Source organism: Mycoplasmopsis felis (genome assembly GCF_034647055.2).
Taxonomy (GTDB): Bacteria; Bacillota_I; Bacilli_A; order Mycoplasmatales; family Metamycoplasmataceae; genus Mycoplasmopsis; species Mycoplasmopsis felis.
In genome coordinates this window covers 198962-219786 of sequence record NZ_CP141047.2, presented here as the reverse complement: position 1 = coordinate 219786, position 20825 = coordinate 198962, and the positions used below count along the sequence as shown (strand labels likewise).

The following is a 20825-nucleotide window of genomic DNA, read 5'->3' as shown; positions in this document are numbered from 1 at the left end:
TTTGAAATAATTTATTTTTAAAATACATTCTCATCTGGTTCTTTTTGAATTTATGCTTTTAAATTAAATTTAATAGTATCTAAAGATTCTTTTATATGAATATCTCTTTTTTTACAATTTATATCTAATCTATCATAATCATAAATTCCATATGTAATATCTGATGATTGTTGTAATTCAAAGACCATTAAATTACCTGGAAGACCATAAATCATTCCTGCATCAATATAAACAAATCCTTGTTATTTAAATTAATTTTATTTAAATAAATCTCTACAAGATTTGTATTAATAACACTTTTAAACTCGTTAATATCCTGTGTTTTTGAACCTAAAATAAATGGTTCATCAAAATTTTGTAGAACAGTATATGCAGTTATACCAATTACTTTTTTACCTTGTTATTGAACTACTTCTTTTTCTTTTGTTAAATATTAATTTAACAAATCAACTATTTCTTGTTCACTTGTTGTTGGTTTTAATTTAATTAAATTATCTTTATCTAACAACATTGTTGAAACTTTAGAAAGTGTTTCTAAATGAATATTATTCTTATTTGTTTTTGGTACAAGTATGCTAAAAAGATACTTAACTTTTGAACCATCAAATGTTTCTCATTCAATATTATTTTTTAATTTAATAAAAAATAATATAGGTTCCAAAATAGCATCAGTTTGTCCGTGAGGAATTGCTATTCCGTTTTCCATACCTGTAGAAACTTGATTTTCTCTATTCAATAAAGCTTCAAAAACTTCATTTGGATTGTTAGTTATTCCGATTTCTTTACTTTTTGAGCAAGAAACTGAAATACATCTTCTTTGCTATGAAACTCTTTATCTAAGAAAATCGTTTCCTTTGAAAAAATTTTTATTTTGCCTCCTATTTATTTATATATTTTTATTATAAATAAATAAAATGCTATCTTTTTTTATCTGAAAAAGATTTTTCAATTTAACAAGAAAAACAAAAAATTATTTTCAAATTAAAAGTATAATAGCAGTATGAATAAAAAGAGATTGAATTTATTTAAAATGCTTAGTTTAACCGTTCCTGTGACAGGCGTTATTTCTTGTGTTTCATGTAAAGAACCTTTAAAAGAAGAATACAAAATAAATGAAATTGAATTTACTGAAACAAATGAAAATGAAAGCATACTGAAGATTAAGTTTAATAAGGAAATAATTAATAAAGATATAAAAATTAACTTTAATAGCAATTTAAGTTATGAAATAAAAAAAGAAAATAATTTAGTAATTCTTGCATTTAATAATCTGGAAGAAAATAGAATTTATGAAATTAAAAGTATATTTATAGATAATAAAGAACTAACAAACCCTTTAGAATTAAACTATAAATTTAATAAAACTCTGAAATTACAAAAAGAAGTATCAGTTAAAGATTTAAATTTTTCTAATATAACTCAAAACTCAGCGAATTTAAATCTTAAATTAGAAAACTTTGTTAATAACATAGAACTTCTAATTAATTTAAATCAAAACACTTATACTTATAATTTAGATCAACCAGAAACAACTATTAATTTAAATAACTTATTAGAAGATACTGTATACAAAATAAATTGAATTAAAATAAACAATATTATTGTTAAAGTTGATAATTTTCAATTAACTTTTCAAACATTAAAAACTATAACTAATATAGATAATAAAAAAGAAAATACTATAACAGTTCAAGACATACAAATAAATGAAATTTCTAATAATTCTGCTTCTTTATTAATTTCTTTTAATGAAATCAATCAAGACCAAAATACCTTGTTAGTTGAATTAAACAATAGTTTAATTTTTGAAAAAATATTTTCAGTTAAAAATAACTTTAAATTTTTTATTAATAATTTAAATCCGGATACAAAATATCAAATCACAAAACTAAAACTAAACAATAAAGAAATTGAACTAACAAAAGAATATTCTTTTAATACACTAAGCAATCCGCCAGAAAATGATTTTATTAGGTCTTATGATATCCCTAATAGAAATCCTATTCATAAACATTATGCTGAATCTCTTAATATTTTAGATATTAATGAAACGCCTATAGAAATTAATGAAGTTTATAAAAACTTTATTAATAATATGAATAATGATGAAGTTAATGAGAATTTAGATATTTTTAAAGACCAATATAAACTAAATAATTATTTTATTAATGACAATCAAATAAATGCTTATTTTTCTATTTATGATGATGGTGAGTTTGTAATTAATTATAAGATTATTAATCCAAACAACACTATAACAACGCATTCAAAACCATTAACAAAAATTAACAAACAATATTTGTTTAACTTAGATAATATAAATGACAATATAATAATTATTGATAATATTACAAAAAACAATTCACCTCTCAGATATAATAAAGAAAAAATTCTTTTATTTAAGAAAAATAAAAATCAAAATTCTGATAATTTTAAATTATTAAATAATTTTGATTTTTATGCATATGATGAAACACAAAATGGTAATAAAGTTTTATCATTCAGTTCTAATATTTATTTAAAAGATTATTCTACTAATTATCCAGAAATATATTGGAAATATCTTGATAAAAACTTTCATATACAATCTGCACAACTATCTGGAAATAATTTAACAGGTTTATTTAAAGGGACAATAACTAATAAGGATAATTATTTAACCTCCCTAGGTTTATTTTTTAAAGAAGATAATAATTATTTTTATATAAATGACCAAGAACAAATAAAATTATTAGATGATACGAAAGATAATTTCAAAACAGCTAAAAATAAATATAAACTTGACTTAAATAGAATTAATATAGAAAATAATTTAATTAAAATTTCTTATAGTTCAAATTTATTTGATAACTTAAATAAAGTTCAATTATTAATTAAATCAAATAATCCCTTTGACAGATGATCTAAATTAATAAACACAAATATAAATAAAAACAATAATACACTATCATTTTCTCAAGATTTATTACCTAAACACATTAAGAGCTTTGTTATAACAAATTCTGTTATAAATGATAAAGAGATTAATGAGTATTATTTAAACAATAATAACCAATTTAATGTACCAAAAAACATAAATTTAAAATTAAATTCATTTAAAGTCTTTAAAGATAAAACAAATAATCAAATTTTTGGTTCATTAGATTTTAATTTTAATAATGAAAATATTGAAATCTTTAAAAATAAATTTTTTGAATTAAAATTTGATGTTGATTATTTATCATCTGAATATGAAATTAATTTTATTAATAATCCTGTAGTTTATGTTAAATTTAATGAATTAAGTAAATTTCCTTTATCAAACTTTTTAAATAATGTTAAATATACACTAAACTCAATTAAAGTTGTTGAACCTTATACACTTCAAGATTATGTAAATAATGTTGTTTTCAATGAAACAAATTATTACTTTGTAAATAATGATGTTATAAATAAATCAAATTTAAATGATTTAATAAATCAAGAAAATAGTGAATTTTCTTCTAATAATCAAGGCCTAATAACTAAAAAAACTAACCTTAATCTAGATGATTTAATTAACATTTGATTATCTGATGAAACCAAAAATTTAATACCTTATTCACAGGAAAATCTATCCTCTGTTTTAAAATATAATAAATTATATAAAACATTTTTCAGCAAAACTTCTAACAGACCGATTAAAAACTTTTTATTAATTGATGAAAGTGATAAAACGCAAATTATAAAAAGCTTTGCTCCTAGAGAAATACTAGAAAAAACTGTTTTTAATATTGAAAATAATAAAGCAATAATTACAAAAGATTTGTCAGAAATTACTAATTTAGAAGAATTATCTACAAATGAAATTTATTTAAATTTTGAATTTGAATTTGATTTCAATTTTAAAAAAGTTAGGGATTATTATAAAAATAATTACAGTAAATATTCATTTTTAAATATTAGGATTCCATATAATGCTATAAAAAATCAAAATCAAATTAATAATATTTATTTTGATGTGTATAGTGATTTTATGACTTATGAACAGTTGCAAGAACAAAAAAACTTAATTTCTTCTTTATTTAGTTTTAATATAAGAAAAAATAATAATAATTTAACACTTGAGATTATTCCTAAGGAAGATATTAAATTTTATGATTTGATTGTAGAACATAATTTATCTAATACAAAATCTGTTTTTATTAGTAATGTTTTATATTCAATCAATTATCTAAGTGAAGATGAGTTAATATATACCCAAAAGCCTTTAAAAAATCAAGAATCCGCTGGTCTTAATGAGCAAATAATTAATAATAATGAATTAACTTCTCAAATATCTCAACCAATAAATTCAACTAAAAGATTATATAAAGAAAATACTGATAAAGTTATAAATCAATACCGTTCACGTGCTTTTACTTTTAAAAGTAATGGTGGTTCATGAACTGTTTTAGGCAAAGTTAAACCTAATGACCCAAGTGATTATAGATTTTTTGTTACAACTAACGACCATGTTTGAGAAACATTTGCAAATGCTGACGAAATTCAAAAATTTAATAATCCTTGAATAACTAAAATTGATAAACAACTTGATTTAAAAGTTCCTAGAGTAATAGATAAAAATATTGCTACAAATGATATAAGTTCAACAATAGTAAGTGATTATGATACTAAATGAAATAATGAAGTTCAATATGAATTTGAATTGATAAATAACTTCTTTAATCACGCTGATTACCCACAACTAAATAGTTTTAAAAAAAATGATTTATCAGTAGCAAGCGGAACTTCTAAACTTTCTGATAATGTTATAGCTATTGTTAATTTTAAATTCTTTTTTGAGAATTTTGAAATTAACAAACCTAATTCTTGAAAATACAAAAATCAAACTTTAAATCAAAATGAACAAGAAATAGTCCAATTCATTCATAATTTAATTAATTTAGATTTATTAAATAGTTCAAAACTAAATAGGCATTTAAGTAATTTTATTAATTTAAATTATTATATAGCTGGTTTTCCAGCAAAACAAACATCAAATGAATTTTCACCTGTTGGTGATAATAAGAAAAGATGGAGAGAATATTTAGTAGGTAATTCTATTTTAGACTTACACTCAACAAATTATTGTCATGCTAGATTTAAATGTTTTCAAATGGATCATCCTTTTATTACTACAAACACACAAACAGTTGATATAAGTGCTGGTTTTTCTGGTAGTGGATTGTACGATTCTCAAGGAAACTTTGCTGGTCATCATGTTCTTGGAGATCTTGATGAATATGGGTATTCAAATAAATATGCATTTATTTTAGATAATCAAGAAAAAACAGTTTTAGGTAATGGAAATACACCATTTAATACTTCTTCATTCTATGAAAGAATGAGATATTTATCATATTTATATCCTGAAAGATACCAAAACCAATTTAACAAAACACCTAGCTATTAGGTGTTTTGTTATTTATTTCAACTATCAAGTATTTTTAAATTTTTATCCTGAGTTTCTAAGTTAATTAAGATAAAAACACGAAAACACCTATAAAATAGGGAAAATCGTCTTTTTATATATCTAATTTACTATGTATAAAATCTCTGAATTTGAAATAAATTAATAACTATTAAAAAATCTTTTTTTAAATACCAACATATTTGAGTTATTTAATACATATCATTTTATTATTTAATAATACTGATTTAAATGTATATGCTCATTATATGTCTGTATTTAGAGACTTATAATGTTATAATTAAATAAATAAGGGTAATTATGAAAAAAGTTTTAGTTCCATCTGTTAGATTTAAAGGGTTTGATGAAGAGTGGAAAGAGGAGAAATTAGAAGAAATAGGACAAACATATACTGGTTTGTCGGGTAAAACAAAAAAAGATTTTGGTCATGGTAATTCAAGGTATATTACATATTTAAATATTTTTAATAACCCCATTGCTAATCTTAAAGGACTAGATAGAATCGAAGAAGACTGTAAGCAAAACAGTGTAAAGTATGGAGATATTTTTGTTACAACTTCTTCTGAAATACCAGAAGAAGTTGGAATGACATCGATTTGACCTTTTAAAGATAAGGAAAATATATATTTAAATTCATTTTGTTTTGGCATAAGGTTAAACAACATAAATAATTATTATATAAACTTCCTTGCATACAACTTAAGAAACAATCAACTAAGAAAAGACATAGTTTTACTTGCTCAAGGTATTTCAAGATTTAATATATCTAATAGAAGATTTATGAAACTAAATATTTTATTACCGAATATTTCTGAACAACAAAAAATCGGAAAACTTTTAGACCAGATTTCTAATCTAATTACCATCGAACAAACTAAACTCAATAAACTCAAACAACTCAAAGAAACTCTCCTACAAAAGATGTTCCCTGAAGGTAATTCAAAAACACCTAGAATAAGATTTAAAGGATTTAATGAAGAGTGAAAAGAGGAAAAATTGGATGATATTTTTAAAGTTATTACTGGTGGTGAACCACCTAAAAACTATAAAAACTCAAAACATCCAGTAGGTATGTATAAATACCCTATATATTCAAATGGACAAGAAGCTAATGCGATATGAGGTTTTTCTGACAATTATTCAATAAACACAGAAGCAATAACAATTTCTTCAATTGGTACTATTGGTTTCCCGGTTGTTAGAAAAATGTTTTTCACCCCTATAATAAGATTAAAAACTCTATTACCATATAATAAAAACATGAATATTAACTTTCTAAATCTTTCAGTTAGTCAAATTAATTTTTCTTTTAATCAAGCTGGTATCCCAAGTATGAATTCAAATCAGTTAAAAGATAATATAATATTAATATCAAGAAATTTTTCTGAACAACAAAAAATCGGAGATTTCTTTTGTAAGATAGATTCCCTCATAACTCTCTACCATTCCAAACTCAATAAACTTAAACAAATAAAAGAAGCATTATTACAAAAAATGTTTGTATAATTTATATACCTTATTAAATTTTAGATATCCATAAAAAAATACTTAAACATAAGTTCTATATGCTTAAGTATTTTTTTAATCAACAACTCTTAAGCTCAAATATCATTACATATAAAAAGAAATAATAGTAATTTAAAATAATTTAATCAGACAAAGTGGTATAATATTATTAATTCAATAAATACTAGTTAAAAGGTTATTTTATATAACTTAATTGAAGGAAGATTTTTGAATAATAGAATGAAGGATATAAATAAGGGATATATTATTCAAAAATTAATAGGAGGGTAAAAAACACAATGTTGCAGATTGTGTTTTTTTTATTTAAATAAAAGTTTTTTTCTTTTTCCTTAAATTATAGTGTTTTTAGTAAAAAATATTATAATATAGATATAAATTTACAAGGAGATTTTTTAAAATGACTAAAAAAGAATTCTTAGCAGAAGTTGCTGATAGATTAGAAGTTAAACCAAAAGAAGTTGAACAAGTTCTTGATGCTATGTTATTTGTTTTAAAAGAACAATTAATTGCTGAAGATACAGTTAGATTATCTGATTTTGGAATTTTCTCTACTGTTGTTAAAAAACAACGTACAATTGTTAATAAATTCACAGGAAAAGAACAAGTTGTTCCACAAAAAAGAACTGTTAGATATAAACCTTCTAAATACTTAAAAGAATTAGTTGATTTTGGTGCTTAATCCAAAAAATTTAATATACATGGAAATTCTAAGAATAATTCCTTAGAATTTTTTATTAAATCATTTATATGCAATGATTTGATTTTATTTTTAAATAATGCATTAAGATAATTAATATTTACTTTAAAAAATCTGTTAATATGAGAAAAGAATAAAATAACAAAAGAAATCCCTTTGTTGTTATGAATTAAATTCAAATACTCTAACTGATGTTCTTTAAGGTTTGATAAATCAAATCTATCTTCATTACAACTCTTTGCTTCAAAACAAATAAATGAACCATTATAACAACCTATATAATCAACAGTACTTTTCTTATAAATATTTGAATCATTAACAACTAATTTATTATTAATTTTTTGAATTTTATTAATCTTTAAATCTAAACCTTTCTTTTGAATAAAAGCAATATTATTTTGTCAAAAATAATTAATTGTTTTATTTATAACCGCTTCTAAAAACATTCCTTTATTTTTCATATATTGTAAATAATCAAAAAGAGAATTAAAAACAAAACAAGAACTAATTTTGTTCTTGTTTTGTTTTTAATTCATTTCTTTTAATTTTATAATTTCCCAAAATTGAAATAAAACAAAGTATACCAATGACAATTGTAAAGAATAAGAATGAAAAGTAATATGAAGAATAAATTGTGATAAATGTACTTGTAATAGAAATCACACTATAAAAGATAATTCTTAATGCAAGAGAAATACCATTTTGGGTATGAAACTTACTTTTGTCAAATAAAATATAAGACATACTATAAAAAGTAGATAAGAATATACTAAATAATATTTGTTGAATTGCAACAATTGATAAATAACTATAAAATTGTACTTGTGTATTATTTATATATCCGAAAATTAATCATAAAATATTTGTTATTAAAAGTGGAAACAAAATGTAATTAATATTAATCTTTTTCTTTATTGAATTAAATATTCAATAATTCAATAAAGTACCAATTAATGAAAAAGCAGAAAATATTAAATTTAAGTATGGACCTCACTCATCTATTTTAAACTCATTAGAGTTTATATATTTAAAGAATGGAGTTAAATTTGCATTTCTAGGCATCAAGAAAATACCTATAATAAAACTGCTTGATAAAATAAATATTCATTTATAAGTTGTTGTTTTATTCTTCTGAGTTTCTTTATTTTCTGAATCAAACTTTGTTTTTGTTGAACTTAAACTTAATCATAAATATAATAAACCTGATATTATATAAGTAATCATATTAGCTATTATTAAAATAAAGAAATCCAATTTATTATATAGCAAGATAGTTAATATAGATGATATTAAGAAACCAAAAGAAGTACTAAATGTAGATAAAATATTAATATTGTGTAATTGTTTATTATTATAAGTTATATAATAAACAATATTTTTTAAATAAATAAATCTTAATGAATGTATAAAACCTAATATAGTACTAAAAGTAATTAAAATAATTGAAAATGCTTTACTTTCAGATTTTGGTAATACAAAAAACAATGTTAATAAAATACCTAATGTTAAAAAACTTAAAACATCACAGAAGAATAAAACATATTTATTATTAAATTTTAATGATGTTATTTTTGAACTCAATAAATAGATAATCAAAGATGGTATTTGTATTAATAAATACAATATAGTAACAAGTCAAAAATCTCCTGTTATTTTATAAATATATAATGAAGAAGCGAATTTAAATGTTTCAGAACCTACTAAAGAAATAGAAAGAGAGGAAGTATATTTAATGGAATTTTTAAGAAAGTTCATCATTTAACTCCAGGCAAATCCATAATAAATAAAAGAAATTCTTTAATAATGTTTCTGATTTTATACAATGAATCAGCGATGCAGATATTGATAAAGTAATAGCATTTAAATTTTGAAAATTCGTTAAATCTGTTGAACCTGATCCAAAGTGTAAAGAATAAGGAATATTATTATTTAGACAAATTTGAGATATTTCATTAATAAGTTTGACATTAGGAGCAGTAAAGTTATCTGCTACTCTAATTTGTATACCTTCTATATCTCATTGATCAGATTGATTTACATCTAAATTAATTATGTATTTATATTTATTTAATTCATTTAATACAGAAGTATCTTTAGAACCTTGTAATAATAATTCTTCTTTTGTTGTTAAAATTACATTTATATCTCCGTAATCTAATAAATTATTTAATAAGATATTTGATATCTTATTATCTTGATTTCTCGATTTTATTTTAAAACCACTAACAGATACTTCTTGTTTAGGTAATATTTGATAAATATTATTATCTAGGTTATTGCAAATTAAGTGTGGTCTATTAATCTTTCTATCCTTTTCCTCTGAATAAATATAATTATCGATTTTAAAACAACGAACTGATTTAATTTCTGATGAATTTTCATCATACAAAATGTAATCTCCATCTTCTCAATACATTGTACCTTGATTATAAACATTTTTATTTATTACTAAGCCACCGACTTCATCACAATGACTAACAAACACAATATTGTTTTGGGAATTTTTTAAAACAAAAGAAGCAGCATTATTTTCATAAGTTATTTTATTTTTAAAATATCTGTTTATGAAATTTTTTTCAAAACCAGGAAGACTTGGAAAATTTAAATAATTTTTAAAATCCGAGAGAATTTTTTCTTTGTTTTTTAACAATCGATCCATAAACTTCATCAATTTTTGTATTTTTGGGTGATTATTAATATAATCAAATAATTTATAGATTGACTTATAAATTTCTGGGTATTTAATTAAATTTGCAAACTTTTTAATTTTGTTTAAATCAAAATTAAGGTTCAACATCCTATCATAGTCATAATATCAATAAATATAAAAACTATTTCAAAATAAGTTATACAAAACTTTGTCAGAAATAATTTCATATTGATTATTTTTGATTAAACTAGGTCATATTTCATTTAAATCATTAATTATATTTGTCATTTTCGCATTAGCATTATGTGGATATACATCATCTAAAACATAAGAAATCATCATTATTTTTTGATTAAAAGCAAGACTTAAATTTATTTGATCTATATATTTTTGTTCTCTCTTTACTGTTGTACTAGAATCTAATGATTCAAGTAATATAAATTCAATGCTAATTCCGTTGAGTTTATATATATTTAGGTTTTCATCTTCTTTGATAATTTCAAGTTCATTATTTTCCTTCAAGGAATTGATAAACTTATTTCTTAAATTAAAAGAGTGTTCACCATAAAAAGAAAAATCTAAATCATTAGGAATTCTTTTTGTCATTTGTTTTTCATAAAACAAATAACTTCCTTTTAATATTAAATGTAAATCACTATTATTTGCTTCATTGAATTTCTCAAGGTTTTCTGAAATTAAGTTAAGTATAGTTTTCATTATGGTAATACCTCCAAATCTGTTTCTCTTGGAATTAATTGCACTTCTCTAATATCATCTTCACCTATCAAAAATAACATAAATCTTTCTATTCCCATTCCAAAACCTGAAGTTAATAATGGTTTTTCTGATTTCATTTTTAAGTATCATTCATACTCTTCTGGATTATTTTTATGTTTTTTAATTGAATTTATTGTTTCATTGTAATCAAAAGATCTTTGGCCACCACCTATAGTTTCTCCTATTCCAATTAACAAATCAGAATTGATTGCATAACCATTTATTGATTGTTGATAAAAAGGTACTAGTATTTCAGGGAAGTTATTTAATCAAATAATTTTTTCCTTAAATTTTTCAATTAAATATTTTTCACCAATAGAATTGATTGAAATAAAATTATTTTGTTGAGAAATCCCTTGTTTGCATTCTCTGTCTAAAATTTTTATTCCGTCATTAAAAGAAAGATTGATAACTTTGTTAGTTAATCATTTATTTAATCTTCATGAATTATCTTTATCAAAAAATTCAAGTTCTTTCTTATGAGTTTTTAATAAATTTTTAACTACATACTTTAGATATTTAATAATAAGTTTTTTAGACTTTTTTAAGTCATATTTAAACTCAACTTCAAAATGATTAAATTGATGTAAATGTCTTTTATCAACTTCTTCACCTCTAAAAGAAGATGAAATATAACCAACAGATTCAACATTTCTAACTCTTAATAATAATTCTAAATAAAATTGCATACTATCTGCAAGATAAAATTCATATTTGTTTTTCTTAGAAATAACTTTATAAGGTAATGAATCACTTCCTAAACCCATAGGACTTGAAACACTTTGAGTTGTAATTGGTAAGTTTACACATTTTATGTTATTTTTCTTCATTCATTTATAAGTTAAATAATAAATTTCTGAATATAATTCTGTTAATATTCCATATCTTTGATTTAAAACATAATCCAAAAAATTATTTTTGTATTTTTTAAAATTCACTTCTCTCTCCTGCCATAATTATAATAGACATTTAGTTTTATGAACCTCATATAAATAATATTCAATAAAAAGTACAATTTTTTAAAGGCTTTTTGCATAATATTTCCATATATAATTATTTTTTTTCTATTAGTTTAAAATAAAAATAATAGAATTTAAATAAATAAAATACACAAGGAATTTATATGAAAAAATTAGTTATTATTGGAAACTGAAAAATGAACAAAACATTTTCAGAAACACAAGAATTCTTAAAAGAATTTGCAAAAATTTATAAAGAGAAAGAGAGTTTAATTTATAATAAACTAGATTTTGCTGTTGCTAGTCCGTTTACAAATTTATTTGCATTTAAAGAAAATAAAATATCTGAATTAAAATTAGCAGCACAAAATGTTTCTCAACATTTATCAGGTGCTTATACTGGTGAAGTTTCAATTCATATGTTAAAAGATTTAAACACTAAATATGTTATTTTGGGTCATTCTGAAAGAAGAAGTTATTATGGTGAAACCAATGAAATTATAAATGCTAAAGCACAAACTGTATTAAGCAATGGGTTAATTCCTGTAATTTGTGTTGGAGAAACTTTAGAAGAATACGAAAACGGAAAAACAAAAGAAATTGTTAAAAAACAAATTGAAGAATCTTTAAAAAGTTTAGACTATTCAAAAATCATCGTTGCTTATGAACCTATTTGAGCAATAGGAACTGGGAAAGTTGCAACACCAGAAATTGCTCAAGATGTTTGTGAATATATACATTCAATTACTTCTAAAAATTTAATAGTTCAATATGGTGGAAGTGTTTCACCTAAAAATATATCTGAATTATCTTCACAAAAAGATATTGATGGATTCTTAGTTGGTGGAGCTTCACTGGATGCAAATAGTTTTGTTCAATTATTAACATTAGGTAAATAAAAATAGGAATTCAATTTCCTATTTTTTAGTATGCTTTTGCAAAAATTACATATCTATTTGTTTTGTTGTCACAATTTTCAAAAATACATTTATGCTTTTCATCAGGTTTTTCAAATTCTCTTATTGGAATACATCTAGATGATGCCCCTGTTTCTTCTTTGATTCTTTCTTCTGCATAATCTAAACAACAAAAAGGAGAATAAACAAATTTACCATTATTTATTTCTTTTTTAAATTCTTCATAATCAGTAACAAACACTGTATTATTGTCTAATCTTTGTTTTGCTGAATTATAAAGGTTCTCGTGTATATCATCCATTAAGAAATCAATAGTTTTTTTAACATCATTTATATTTGTTTGAATTTTTTCTAATGTATCCCTTCTTACTATTGTAACAATATCATTTTCAACGTCTCTTGGTCCTATTTCTATTCTAACTGGAACACCTTGGATTTCACTATTAGAAGCTTTAAAACCAGGATTTTTATCTGATGAGTCTAAGTTAACTCTGTATTTTCTACTTAAATCAACATATAGTTGTTTAGCAATTTTTTGTACTTTTTCAGATTTTTTTGAAAAGAATTCTAAAATATCAATTTGAGTAGGTGCAATCCTTGGTGGAATAATTATTCCTCTATTATCTCCATGAGTCATAATAATAGCACCCAATAATCTTGTAGATACACCCCACGATGTTTGATAAACATATTCTTCTGTGTTTTGATTATTTTTAAAAGTAATACCAAATGCTTTAGAAAAATTTTGTGCTAGGTAATGACTTGTTCCCGATTGAAGCGCTTTCCCGTCTTTCATCATTGCTTCAATTGTGTATGTAGAACAAGCACCAGCAAATTTTTCTTTTGGAGTTTTTTTACCAATTATTGTTGGTATAGCTAAATATTCTTTTAAGAATTTAGCATATGTTTTAATCATTTCACGAGTAAATCTTCTAGCTTCTAATGGTTCAGAATGACAAGTGTGGCCTTCTTGTCATAAAAATTCTCTAGATCTTAAAAAAGGATTAGTAGTTTTTTCTCAACGAACAACATTTGCTCATTGATTGTAAACTAGTGGTAAATCATTATAAGAATTGATAGATTTTTTAAATAAATCAGCAAAAAGAACTTCTGATGTAGGCCGTATATAGAATTTTTCTGCTAATTCTTTTTCACCCACGTGTGTTACAGTTGCTAGTTCTGGATTAAATCCTTCAACATGTTCTGTTTCCAATTTAAATAAACTTTCTGGGATTAAAAGAGGTAAATAAACATTTTTAATTCCTTTTTTAGCAAAAACAGAATTCAATTCTTTTTGAATTAACTCTCAAATTCCATAAGAATTTGGTTTAAAAATAATAGAACCTTTTGATTGTCCATAAGCAATTAAATTACCATTTTTAACTACGTCAGTGTATCATTTTGCAAAATCTTGTTCAAGTGGAGTAATTTTATCTATCTCTTTATTCATAGTTTGCATATTATACACTTTTTTATATATAAAAAAGGGGTAAAAGGATATAAAAAAACACCTCTTTGCAGAGATGATATGGCTGCCCCAGTTAGATTCGAACTAACGCATGTCGGAACCAAAACCCGATGCCTTACCGCTTGGCTATGGGGCAAAATGGTGGGGGGAGAGGGATTCGAACCCCCGAATCCTAAGAAAGTGGGTTACAGCCACCCGCATTTGGCCGCTTTGCTATCCCCCCATATTGCTAAATTATTATACCATTAAAAAATAAAATAAAAAATATTTTCATATTTAATAAATCTATATTATGTATTATATAATTAAAAATATGACTAAACAATATAATGCAGATAGTATTCAACAACTAAAAGGGTTACAAGCAGTTAGAAAAAGACCTGGAATGTACATAGGTGGAACCGATGAAAAAGGATTGCATCACTTAGTCTGAGAAATAGTTGATAATGCAATTGATGAAGCATTAGCTGGATATGCTAATAAAATCCTTGTAAATTTAAGAAAAGATGGTTCTGTTCTTATTTCAGATAATGGAAGAGGAATACCAGTAGATAAAGTTAAAGGTGATAATAGAACAGCTGTTGAACTTGTTTTTACAGAATTACACGCAGGAGGAAAATTTGATTCTTCTGCTTATAAAACATCAGGTGGTTTGCATGGGGTTGGTTCCAGTGTAACTAATGCACTTTCTAAAAAACTTATTGCAACTGTGCATAGAGATGGTAAAACTTATTTAACTGAATTTAATGGTGAAAAAATAGTACAAAAAACTCATGAAACAGGTAAAACTAAACTAAGAGGAACAGTAGTTGAATTTTGACCTGATTATGATTTCTTTAAGAAAGTTAAATTAAATATTGACACAATAGCAGAAAGATTAAAAGAAAGCGCTTTTTTAATCTCTAATTTAGAAATAACTGTTGTTGATGAAATAAAAGAATTTAAAGAAACATACAAATATAGCAATGGAATTACTGCTTTTATAGATTTTTTAAATGAAACTAAATCTCCAATAACTAAATCCATTTCATTCAAAGATAAAAAGAAAGAAATAGAAGTGGAATTCGGTTTTCAATGAACAGATTCATATTCACACTTAACTTTAAGTTTTGTTAACAATGTAAAAACTAGAGATGGTGGAACTCATGAAATTGGACTAAGAAATGCTATTGTTAAAATCATTAATGAATATGCTCTTAAAGAAGGTGTTTTAAAAGGAAAAAATAACTTTGATTTCGATGAAATAAAAGAAGGTTTGACCTGTGTTATTTCTCTTAAAGTTCCTGAGAATTTATTAGAATTTGTTAGTCAAACAAAAGACAAATTGGGTACTCCTGAGGCAAAACTAGTTACCGAAGAAATAGTTTATAAATATCTAGAAAAATGAATAAGTGAAAACAAAACAACATTCAAAAAATTATTAGAAAAAATAAAAAGAGCATATGAACTTAAAATAGAAGAAAAAAAACGTAAAGACGAAAGAAGACAAACAAATAAATCATTAAAAGAAAAAAGTATAATCAGTGATAAATTAACCCCTGCCATATCTAAAAAACCATCTGAAAGGGAATTATTTATTGTTGAAGGAGATTCTGCTGGTGGTTCTGCAAAAAGTGGTAGAAACAGAAACTATCAGGCTATTTTACCGCTTAGAGGAAAAGTTATTAATTCAGAAAAGAAAAGTATAACCGATCTGTTAAAAAACAATGAAATAGTCACAATCATTAATGCAATTGGTGCAGGATACGGAAACAACTTTGATTTAAGTAAATCAAACTATGGAAAAATAATTATAATGACAGATGCTGATACTGACGGTGCTCATATTCAAATTTTACTCTTAACATTCTTTTATAGATTTATGAAACCTCTTGTTGAAGCTAAAAAAGTTTATATAGCTATTCCTCCTCTTTATAAAATCACAAACAAGACAAGAAAAACAATTTCCTATGCTTGAGATGAAGAACAATTAAAAGAAAAATTAAGCAAAGAAAAAGGTTCTTGTGAATTACAAAGATATAAAGGACTTGGAGAAATGAATGCTGAACAACTTTGAGAAACAACTATGAATCCAGAAACTAGAACTCTTATTCAAATTAATTTACAAGATGCAATATTATCTGAGAGAAGAGTTTCTGTTCTTATGGGAGAAGATTCATCAAAAAGGAAAGAATGAATTGACAACCATATTGATTTTAGTATAGAAGATGTTTCATATATGGAACAAATAGTTAAAACAAACAAGAATTTATAATTAACTGAATGATTTTTCACGTCTTTCAATTACTTTATGTATAATTATATGTTCTTGTTTATGTCTAACAAGAAGGAAGTGTAGTTAATTTTGTGTAAATTCTCTTAATAGCAAATATTTAATTTAAAATATTTATATTAGGAGATTTTTTATGCAAAAGAAAAATACATTTAATCTTGATACTGAAAAATTATATAATCAGTATAAACCAAAAACTATTGAAGACGTTCAAGAAATTCTTAAGTCTCAAACTAAAGATTTAATTGAAAAAATTTTACAAGAAGAGATGAAAAATTATCTTGGTTATGATAGATATGAACATGAAAAAGCAATTAAAGATAATTACAGAAACGGTTCATATGATAAAAAAGTTAGATCACAATTTGGTGATATAAATTTAAAAATACCAAGAGATAGAAACGCTGAGTTTGAACCACAAGTAGTTCCAAAATTTCAATATGATATTTCTTTTATTGAAGGTGCAGTAATTAAACTTTATAGCAGCGGTATGTCCACAAGAGATATTTCTTCAACATTACATGAAATTTATGGTATTGATGTTGAACCATCATTTGTAAGTAGAATAACAGATAAAATAATGCCACAAATAATTGAGTGAAGAAACAGACCATTAGAAAAAGAATATGCTATGGTTTTTATAGATGGGATTAGATTTAAAGTTAAAGAAGAAAATAGATTGGTTGAAAAATCTGTTTATATAGTTATGGGTTATACACTTGAAGGACAAAAAGATGTCTTAGGTTTTTGAATAGGTGAATCTGAAAGTGCAAAATACTGAATGCAAGTACTAAATGACCTTAAATTAAGGGGTGTACAAGAAATTTTTATTATTTCAAGTGATAACTTAACAGGTATATCAAATGCTATTAAAGCAGTTTTTCCTAAAACCCAAATACAAAAATGTGTAGTTCACCAAATCAGAAACTCAGTTAAATTTGTTAATTACAAAGACTTAAAAGAGTTTACAAAAGATATGAAAAATATTTATCAGGCAAATAATATTGATGAAGCAACAAGATTTTTACAAATTTTTGAAGATAAGTGAAAAGATAAATATATGTATGCCATTAAAAGTTGAAGAGATAATTTTGAAGAATTAGTTACATTTTTTAATTTCCCAAAAGAAATAAGAAAGTTAATTTATACAACTAATATTATTGAAAACCTTAATAGAAACATAAGAAAAATTACTAAAACAAAAACTTCTTTTCCAACAGAAGAATCACTTATGAAATCAGTATATTTTGCTATAAATAATCAACTTGCAAAATGAGATAAAATTACTCCAAACTGAGGACAAATCTTAAGTCAATTATTAATAATATTTAAAGAAAACAACTAAAAATTATTTTTAAAATTAAAGTTTTTTGTCTTACTTTTTTTAAAAAAGTAAGGTATCCCTTGATTGCAATCAAGGGACGGAAGGGTTAAAAAAACAAAAACCAAACAAAATGTCAAAAAGCGGAAATGACATTCCGTCTTTTTGACATTTTGTTTGGTTTTTTCTGTTATAATAGAACCAGATTTGTGTTTTGCTATCACTTTTCTCTTACTTTAAAAAGTAAGTTAAAGAGAATTTACACAAAATATAATACAGTTCCAACAAGAACAGAAAATAATAATTTTCTATTTAGTATAAATATATTTAGGCATATGTCTCCTTTCTATATATTTTTATTCCTAAACTTTTTTTTGACTTTATTATAATTATATGTTAGTTTTTTTTGAAAGATTGAAAAGAAGCACAAACAAAACTTTTCTAATTATATTTTTAATATCTGATAATGAGCGTCAGTCAGATACTCCTCCTTTTTTTGTTTAATTCAATACTTAGTCACCAAATTTTATTTTTTTAATGTGTTAAACTGTTTTATCTTTATTCTTTAGAATTCGGACATAAATACCATCGCTCCATTCTCTCTCTTGTTTTTTAGTGTTATTTTGAGTATTTTCTCCTTTTTATTGTTATAATGTTTTTATTTTTATAAATTATTTATACTAATCAATAAGCATCGTTAATTCGGTGTTTTTTTTGACACTTTTAATAATAAAATGAGTTATAAAATTAAAAAATATTGAGATTTATAAATAAACTTCTTTTCAAAAAAATAAAATAATTATTAAAAAATACATTTATTTTAATAAATAAATATATTTTTTAATTTTATTCAATATTTATTAAGCATCTGTCTTAAGTAAATATTTATACTTCATAATATTTATATGTTTTTTAATTTAAAATAATGTTGTTCTTGTGAATACATTATCGAAAAAGCATCTAATGTAACTTCTGGTGCTTTTTTATTTTTATTATTTCTTTTCATGGATAAGGGAAATTTGCTGGAGTACTCCTTAATTTCTTTATAAAAAGGATTTTATTGTCTCTATCAATATTTGGTGAAAATAATTCTTTTATTCATATTTCGGCTTTTAGTTTATTTAAAGGAAAAGATGCTTCTTGAATTTCTTTTTTGATATTCTTGCTTTTTAACAAAATCATTGTTCCATTTAATTTAACTAAATGAAAACCTGCAAGTAACATTGTTTGAACATCTGCAACTGCACGAGCAGAAACTATATCATAAATATTTTTGTTTTTTTCTTCTTCCATTCTTTTTTTATAGATATTAATATTTTTTAAATTCAGAACTTCTTTAACTAAGTTTAAAAAATTAACTCTTTTTTGTAAGGGTTCAAAAATGTCTAATTCGAAATTAGGGTTGGCTATAAAATAAGGTAAGGAAGGGAAACCAACACCTGAACCTATATCTAGGAATTTAATATGATTTTGGTCATTAATTATAGTTTTCATAAAATTTAATGATTCTAAAACTCCGTCTCCTCATAGTTTGTCTCCAGAAAAACCAGTTAAATTCATAACTTTATTTTTTTCTTCAATGAGTTCTACATATTTTTCTAGTTTTTCATAATTTCAATTATTTTTAAGACATAGTTCATATACTACTTTTTGATTTTTATTCATAAAAGAATTTTACAATATTATAAAAATATATTTGTTAATAACAAATCAAAAAAAAAGATTATAAATTTCTTTTGATATATATATATATATATATATAATAGTTTTGTTATAAGCAAATACTGTAAATTTAAAAAAATTTTAATGTTTTTATCTTTAATTTCTTCCCCTTTATATATTACTTCATGTATTGATAAAGAAATAAAAATAAATGAAGAAGTAAAAAGCGATTTAAATGTTTATGAGGATTTAGATTTTAATGGTATTAAAGACATTGAGCAAAGAGAATTTACTCTAGACCCAGAAATCCAAAAATACAAAGAAAACCAATATAATGTATTTTTTGATGATATTAAAGAAACTGCTATTGATAACTCTCCTACTTTTTACTTTAATAGAAATGCTGGACAAGTTTGAAATACTAGTATGCAACATGCTATAAGTGTTTTAAATTATTCACACAAAATTAAAAATAATAATACTAAATTAATTTATGTTGGTGATAGCGATGTTTTAAAGGATGGAAATAGATTTAATTTAAATTATTTAGAAGAAAAATATGGTGAAAGTTTAATAGATAACAAATTTCATTTAGTAAAAGACACTGGGAAGTTTTCTTATTTATTTAACTCAACAGAAGAAGAATATAAAGTTATTCCTAGTAAAAATTTCTTAGAGTATATTTTTAAACCTTTTTTAATTGATAATCCTAATGCTCTTTTTAATATAGTTATCCTTGATATATCTTTAACTGGTTTAAAAGCAGATGCAAAAGAATATTTATTTAAACACACTAAGAAACTAACGATTATTTCTTATGGTAATGCTCAATTGAATAAATTTATTCCAGAATATTTTGAATATATAAACAAAAAAAGAACAACCGATAGAAATTGAAGATATAAAGAGTTCATTTAATACCAAGGAAAATATTAAAAAATACAACACAAGAGAATATTTAAGATTAATAGACAAAGTAAAAATATTTAATTTTCAAGGTAGTTATAGTATAAGTTTTAATAAAATTCTTGATAAATTAAATAAATCATGAGCAAAAATTGATGTTCATTCATATCCAACTTCACTATTAAAATTAAGTTCTGAAAGTTTTTTAAAAAACACAGATTACTTAAATGATATATTT

The 20825-nt window shown here is 23.1% G+C and carries 15 protein-coding genes and 2 tRNA genes; 7 read left to right on the top strand and 10 right to left on the bottom strand.

Annotated features, from left to right (window positions below):
• Positions 1-50 precede the first annotated feature (50 nt).
• Positions 51-215: a cupin domain-containing protein gene (locus tag RRG59_RS00995; protein WP_322902515.1), complete on the bottom strand. Its 165-nt coding sequence runs from the start codon at positions 213-215 to the stop codon at positions 51-53.
• 218 nt (positions 216-433) lie between these two features.
• Positions 434-808, bottom strand: coding sequence for a PTS sugar transporter subunit IIA (locus RRG59_RS00990; protein ID WP_322902725.1), 375 nt, complete (start codon positions 806-808; stop codon positions 434-436).
• 192 nt (positions 809-1000) lie between these two features.
• Between RRG59_RS00990 and RRG59_RS00985 the strand changes: the two genes are divergently transcribed.
• The 3 genes from RRG59_RS00985 to RRG59_RS00975 all read left to right on the top strand — a co-directional run bounded on the left by RRG59_RS00985 (position 1001) and on the right by RRG59_RS00975 (position 7637).
• Complete coding sequence (locus RRG59_RS00985; RefSeq protein ID WP_322902514.1) at positions 1001-5413, top strand: hypothetical protein; 4413 nt, start codon at positions 1001-1003, stop codon at positions 5411-5413.
• Positions 5414-5731: 318 nt separating this feature from the next.
• Entirely contained in the window at positions 5732-6937 is a 1206-nt protein-coding gene (locus RRG59_RS00980) for a restriction endonuclease subunit S (RefSeq protein ID WP_322902513.1), read from the top strand.
• Positions 6938-7355: 418 nt separating this feature from the next.
• Positions 7356-7637, top strand: a complete 282-nt coding sequence (locus RRG59_RS00975; RefSeq protein WP_036430670.1) for an HU family DNA-binding protein — start codon at positions 7356-7358, stop codon at positions 7635-7637.
• On the opposite strand, the gene recU is transcribed toward RRG59_RS00975, so the two are convergent.
• The 4 genes from recU to RRG59_RS00955 are packed head-to-tail and all read right to left on the bottom strand — an operon-like array spanning position 7634 to position 12020.
• Entirely contained in the window at positions 7634-8116 is a 483-nt protein-coding gene (gene recU, locus RRG59_RS00970) for a Holliday junction resolvase RecU (protein WP_322902512.1), read from the bottom strand. The two genes, RRG59_RS00975 and recU, sit on opposite strands and share 4 nt — an antisense overlap.
• A 43-nt stretch (positions 8117-8159) precedes the next feature.
• On the bottom strand, positions 8160-9410 hold the full coding sequence (locus RRG59_RS00965; protein WP_322902511.1) for an MFS transporter: 1251 nt from the start codon (positions 9408-9410) through the stop codon (positions 8160-8162).
• Positions 9397-11022, bottom strand: coding sequence for a zinc-binding metallopeptidase family protein (locus RRG59_RS00960; protein WP_322902509.1), 1626 nt, complete (start codon positions 11020-11022; stop codon positions 9397-9399). Before RRG59_RS00960 ends, RRG59_RS00965 begins: the two co-directional genes overlap by 14 nt.
• Positions 11022-12020 (bottom strand): asparagine synthetase A, encoded by a 999-nt coding sequence (locus tag RRG59_RS00955; RefSeq protein WP_322902507.1) that lies wholly within the window; start codon positions 12018-12020, stop codon positions 11022-11024. Before RRG59_RS00955 ends, RRG59_RS00960 begins: the two co-directional genes overlap by 1 nt.
• A gap of 185 nt (positions 12021-12205) precedes the next feature.
• Between RRG59_RS00955 and tpiA the strand changes: the two genes are divergently transcribed.
• Positions 12206-12940: a triose-phosphate isomerase gene (tpiA, locus tag RRG59_RS00950; protein WP_322900500.1), complete on the top strand. Its 735-nt coding sequence runs from the start codon at positions 12206-12208 to the stop codon at positions 12938-12940.
• 25 nt (positions 12941-12965) lie between these two features.
• Here the strand turns inward: tpiA and proS are convergent, their stop codons facing one another.
• From proS to RRG59_RS00935, 3 genes are all read right to left on the bottom strand, one after another.
• Positions 12966-14408 carry a proline--tRNA ligase gene (proS, locus tag RRG59_RS00945; RefSeq protein WP_036430702.1) on the bottom strand — a complete coding sequence of 481 codons (1443 nt, stop codon included), beginning with the start codon at positions 14406-14408 and terminating at the stop codon, positions 12966-12968.
• A gap of 79 nt (positions 14409-14487) precedes the next feature.
• Positions 14488-14562 (bottom strand) — tRNA-Gln (locus tag RRG59_RS00940).
• 3 nt (positions 14563-14565) lie between these two features.
• Positions 14566-14649: transfer RNA gene (locus RRG59_RS00935), tRNA-Tyr, on the bottom strand.
• Between the two features lie 90 nt (positions 14650-14739).
• On the opposite strand from RRG59_RS00935, the gene RRG59_RS00930 reads away from it, so the two are divergent.
• Both RRG59_RS00930 and RRG59_RS00925 read left to right on the top strand, forming a co-directional pair.
• Entirely contained in the window at positions 14740-16680 is a 1941-nt protein-coding gene (locus tag RRG59_RS00930; protein WP_322900501.1) for a DNA gyrase/topoisomerase IV subunit B, read from the top strand.
• A 151-nt stretch (positions 16681-16831) separates the two neighbouring features.
• Positions 16832-18043, top strand: coding sequence for an IS256 family transposase (locus RRG59_RS00925; protein ID WP_322901548.1), 1212 nt, complete (start codon positions 16832-16834; stop codon positions 18041-18043).
• Positions 18044-18979: 936 nt separating this feature from the next.
• Here RRG59_RS00925 and rsmG read toward each other — a convergent pair.
• On the bottom strand, positions 18980-19684 hold the full coding sequence (rsmG, locus tag RRG59_RS00920; protein WP_322902505.1) for a 16S rRNA (guanine(527)-N(7))-methyltransferase RsmG: 705 nt from the start codon (positions 19682-19684) through the stop codon (positions 18980-18982).
• 141 nt (positions 19685-19825) lie between these two features.
• On the opposite strand from rsmG, the gene RRG59_RS00915 reads away from it, so the two are divergent.
• A complete protein-coding gene (locus RRG59_RS00915; RefSeq protein ID WP_322902503.1) occupies positions 19826-20599 on the top strand; it encodes a hypothetical protein in 774 nt (257 codons plus the stop codon).
• Positions 20600-20825 lie beyond the last annotated feature (226 nt).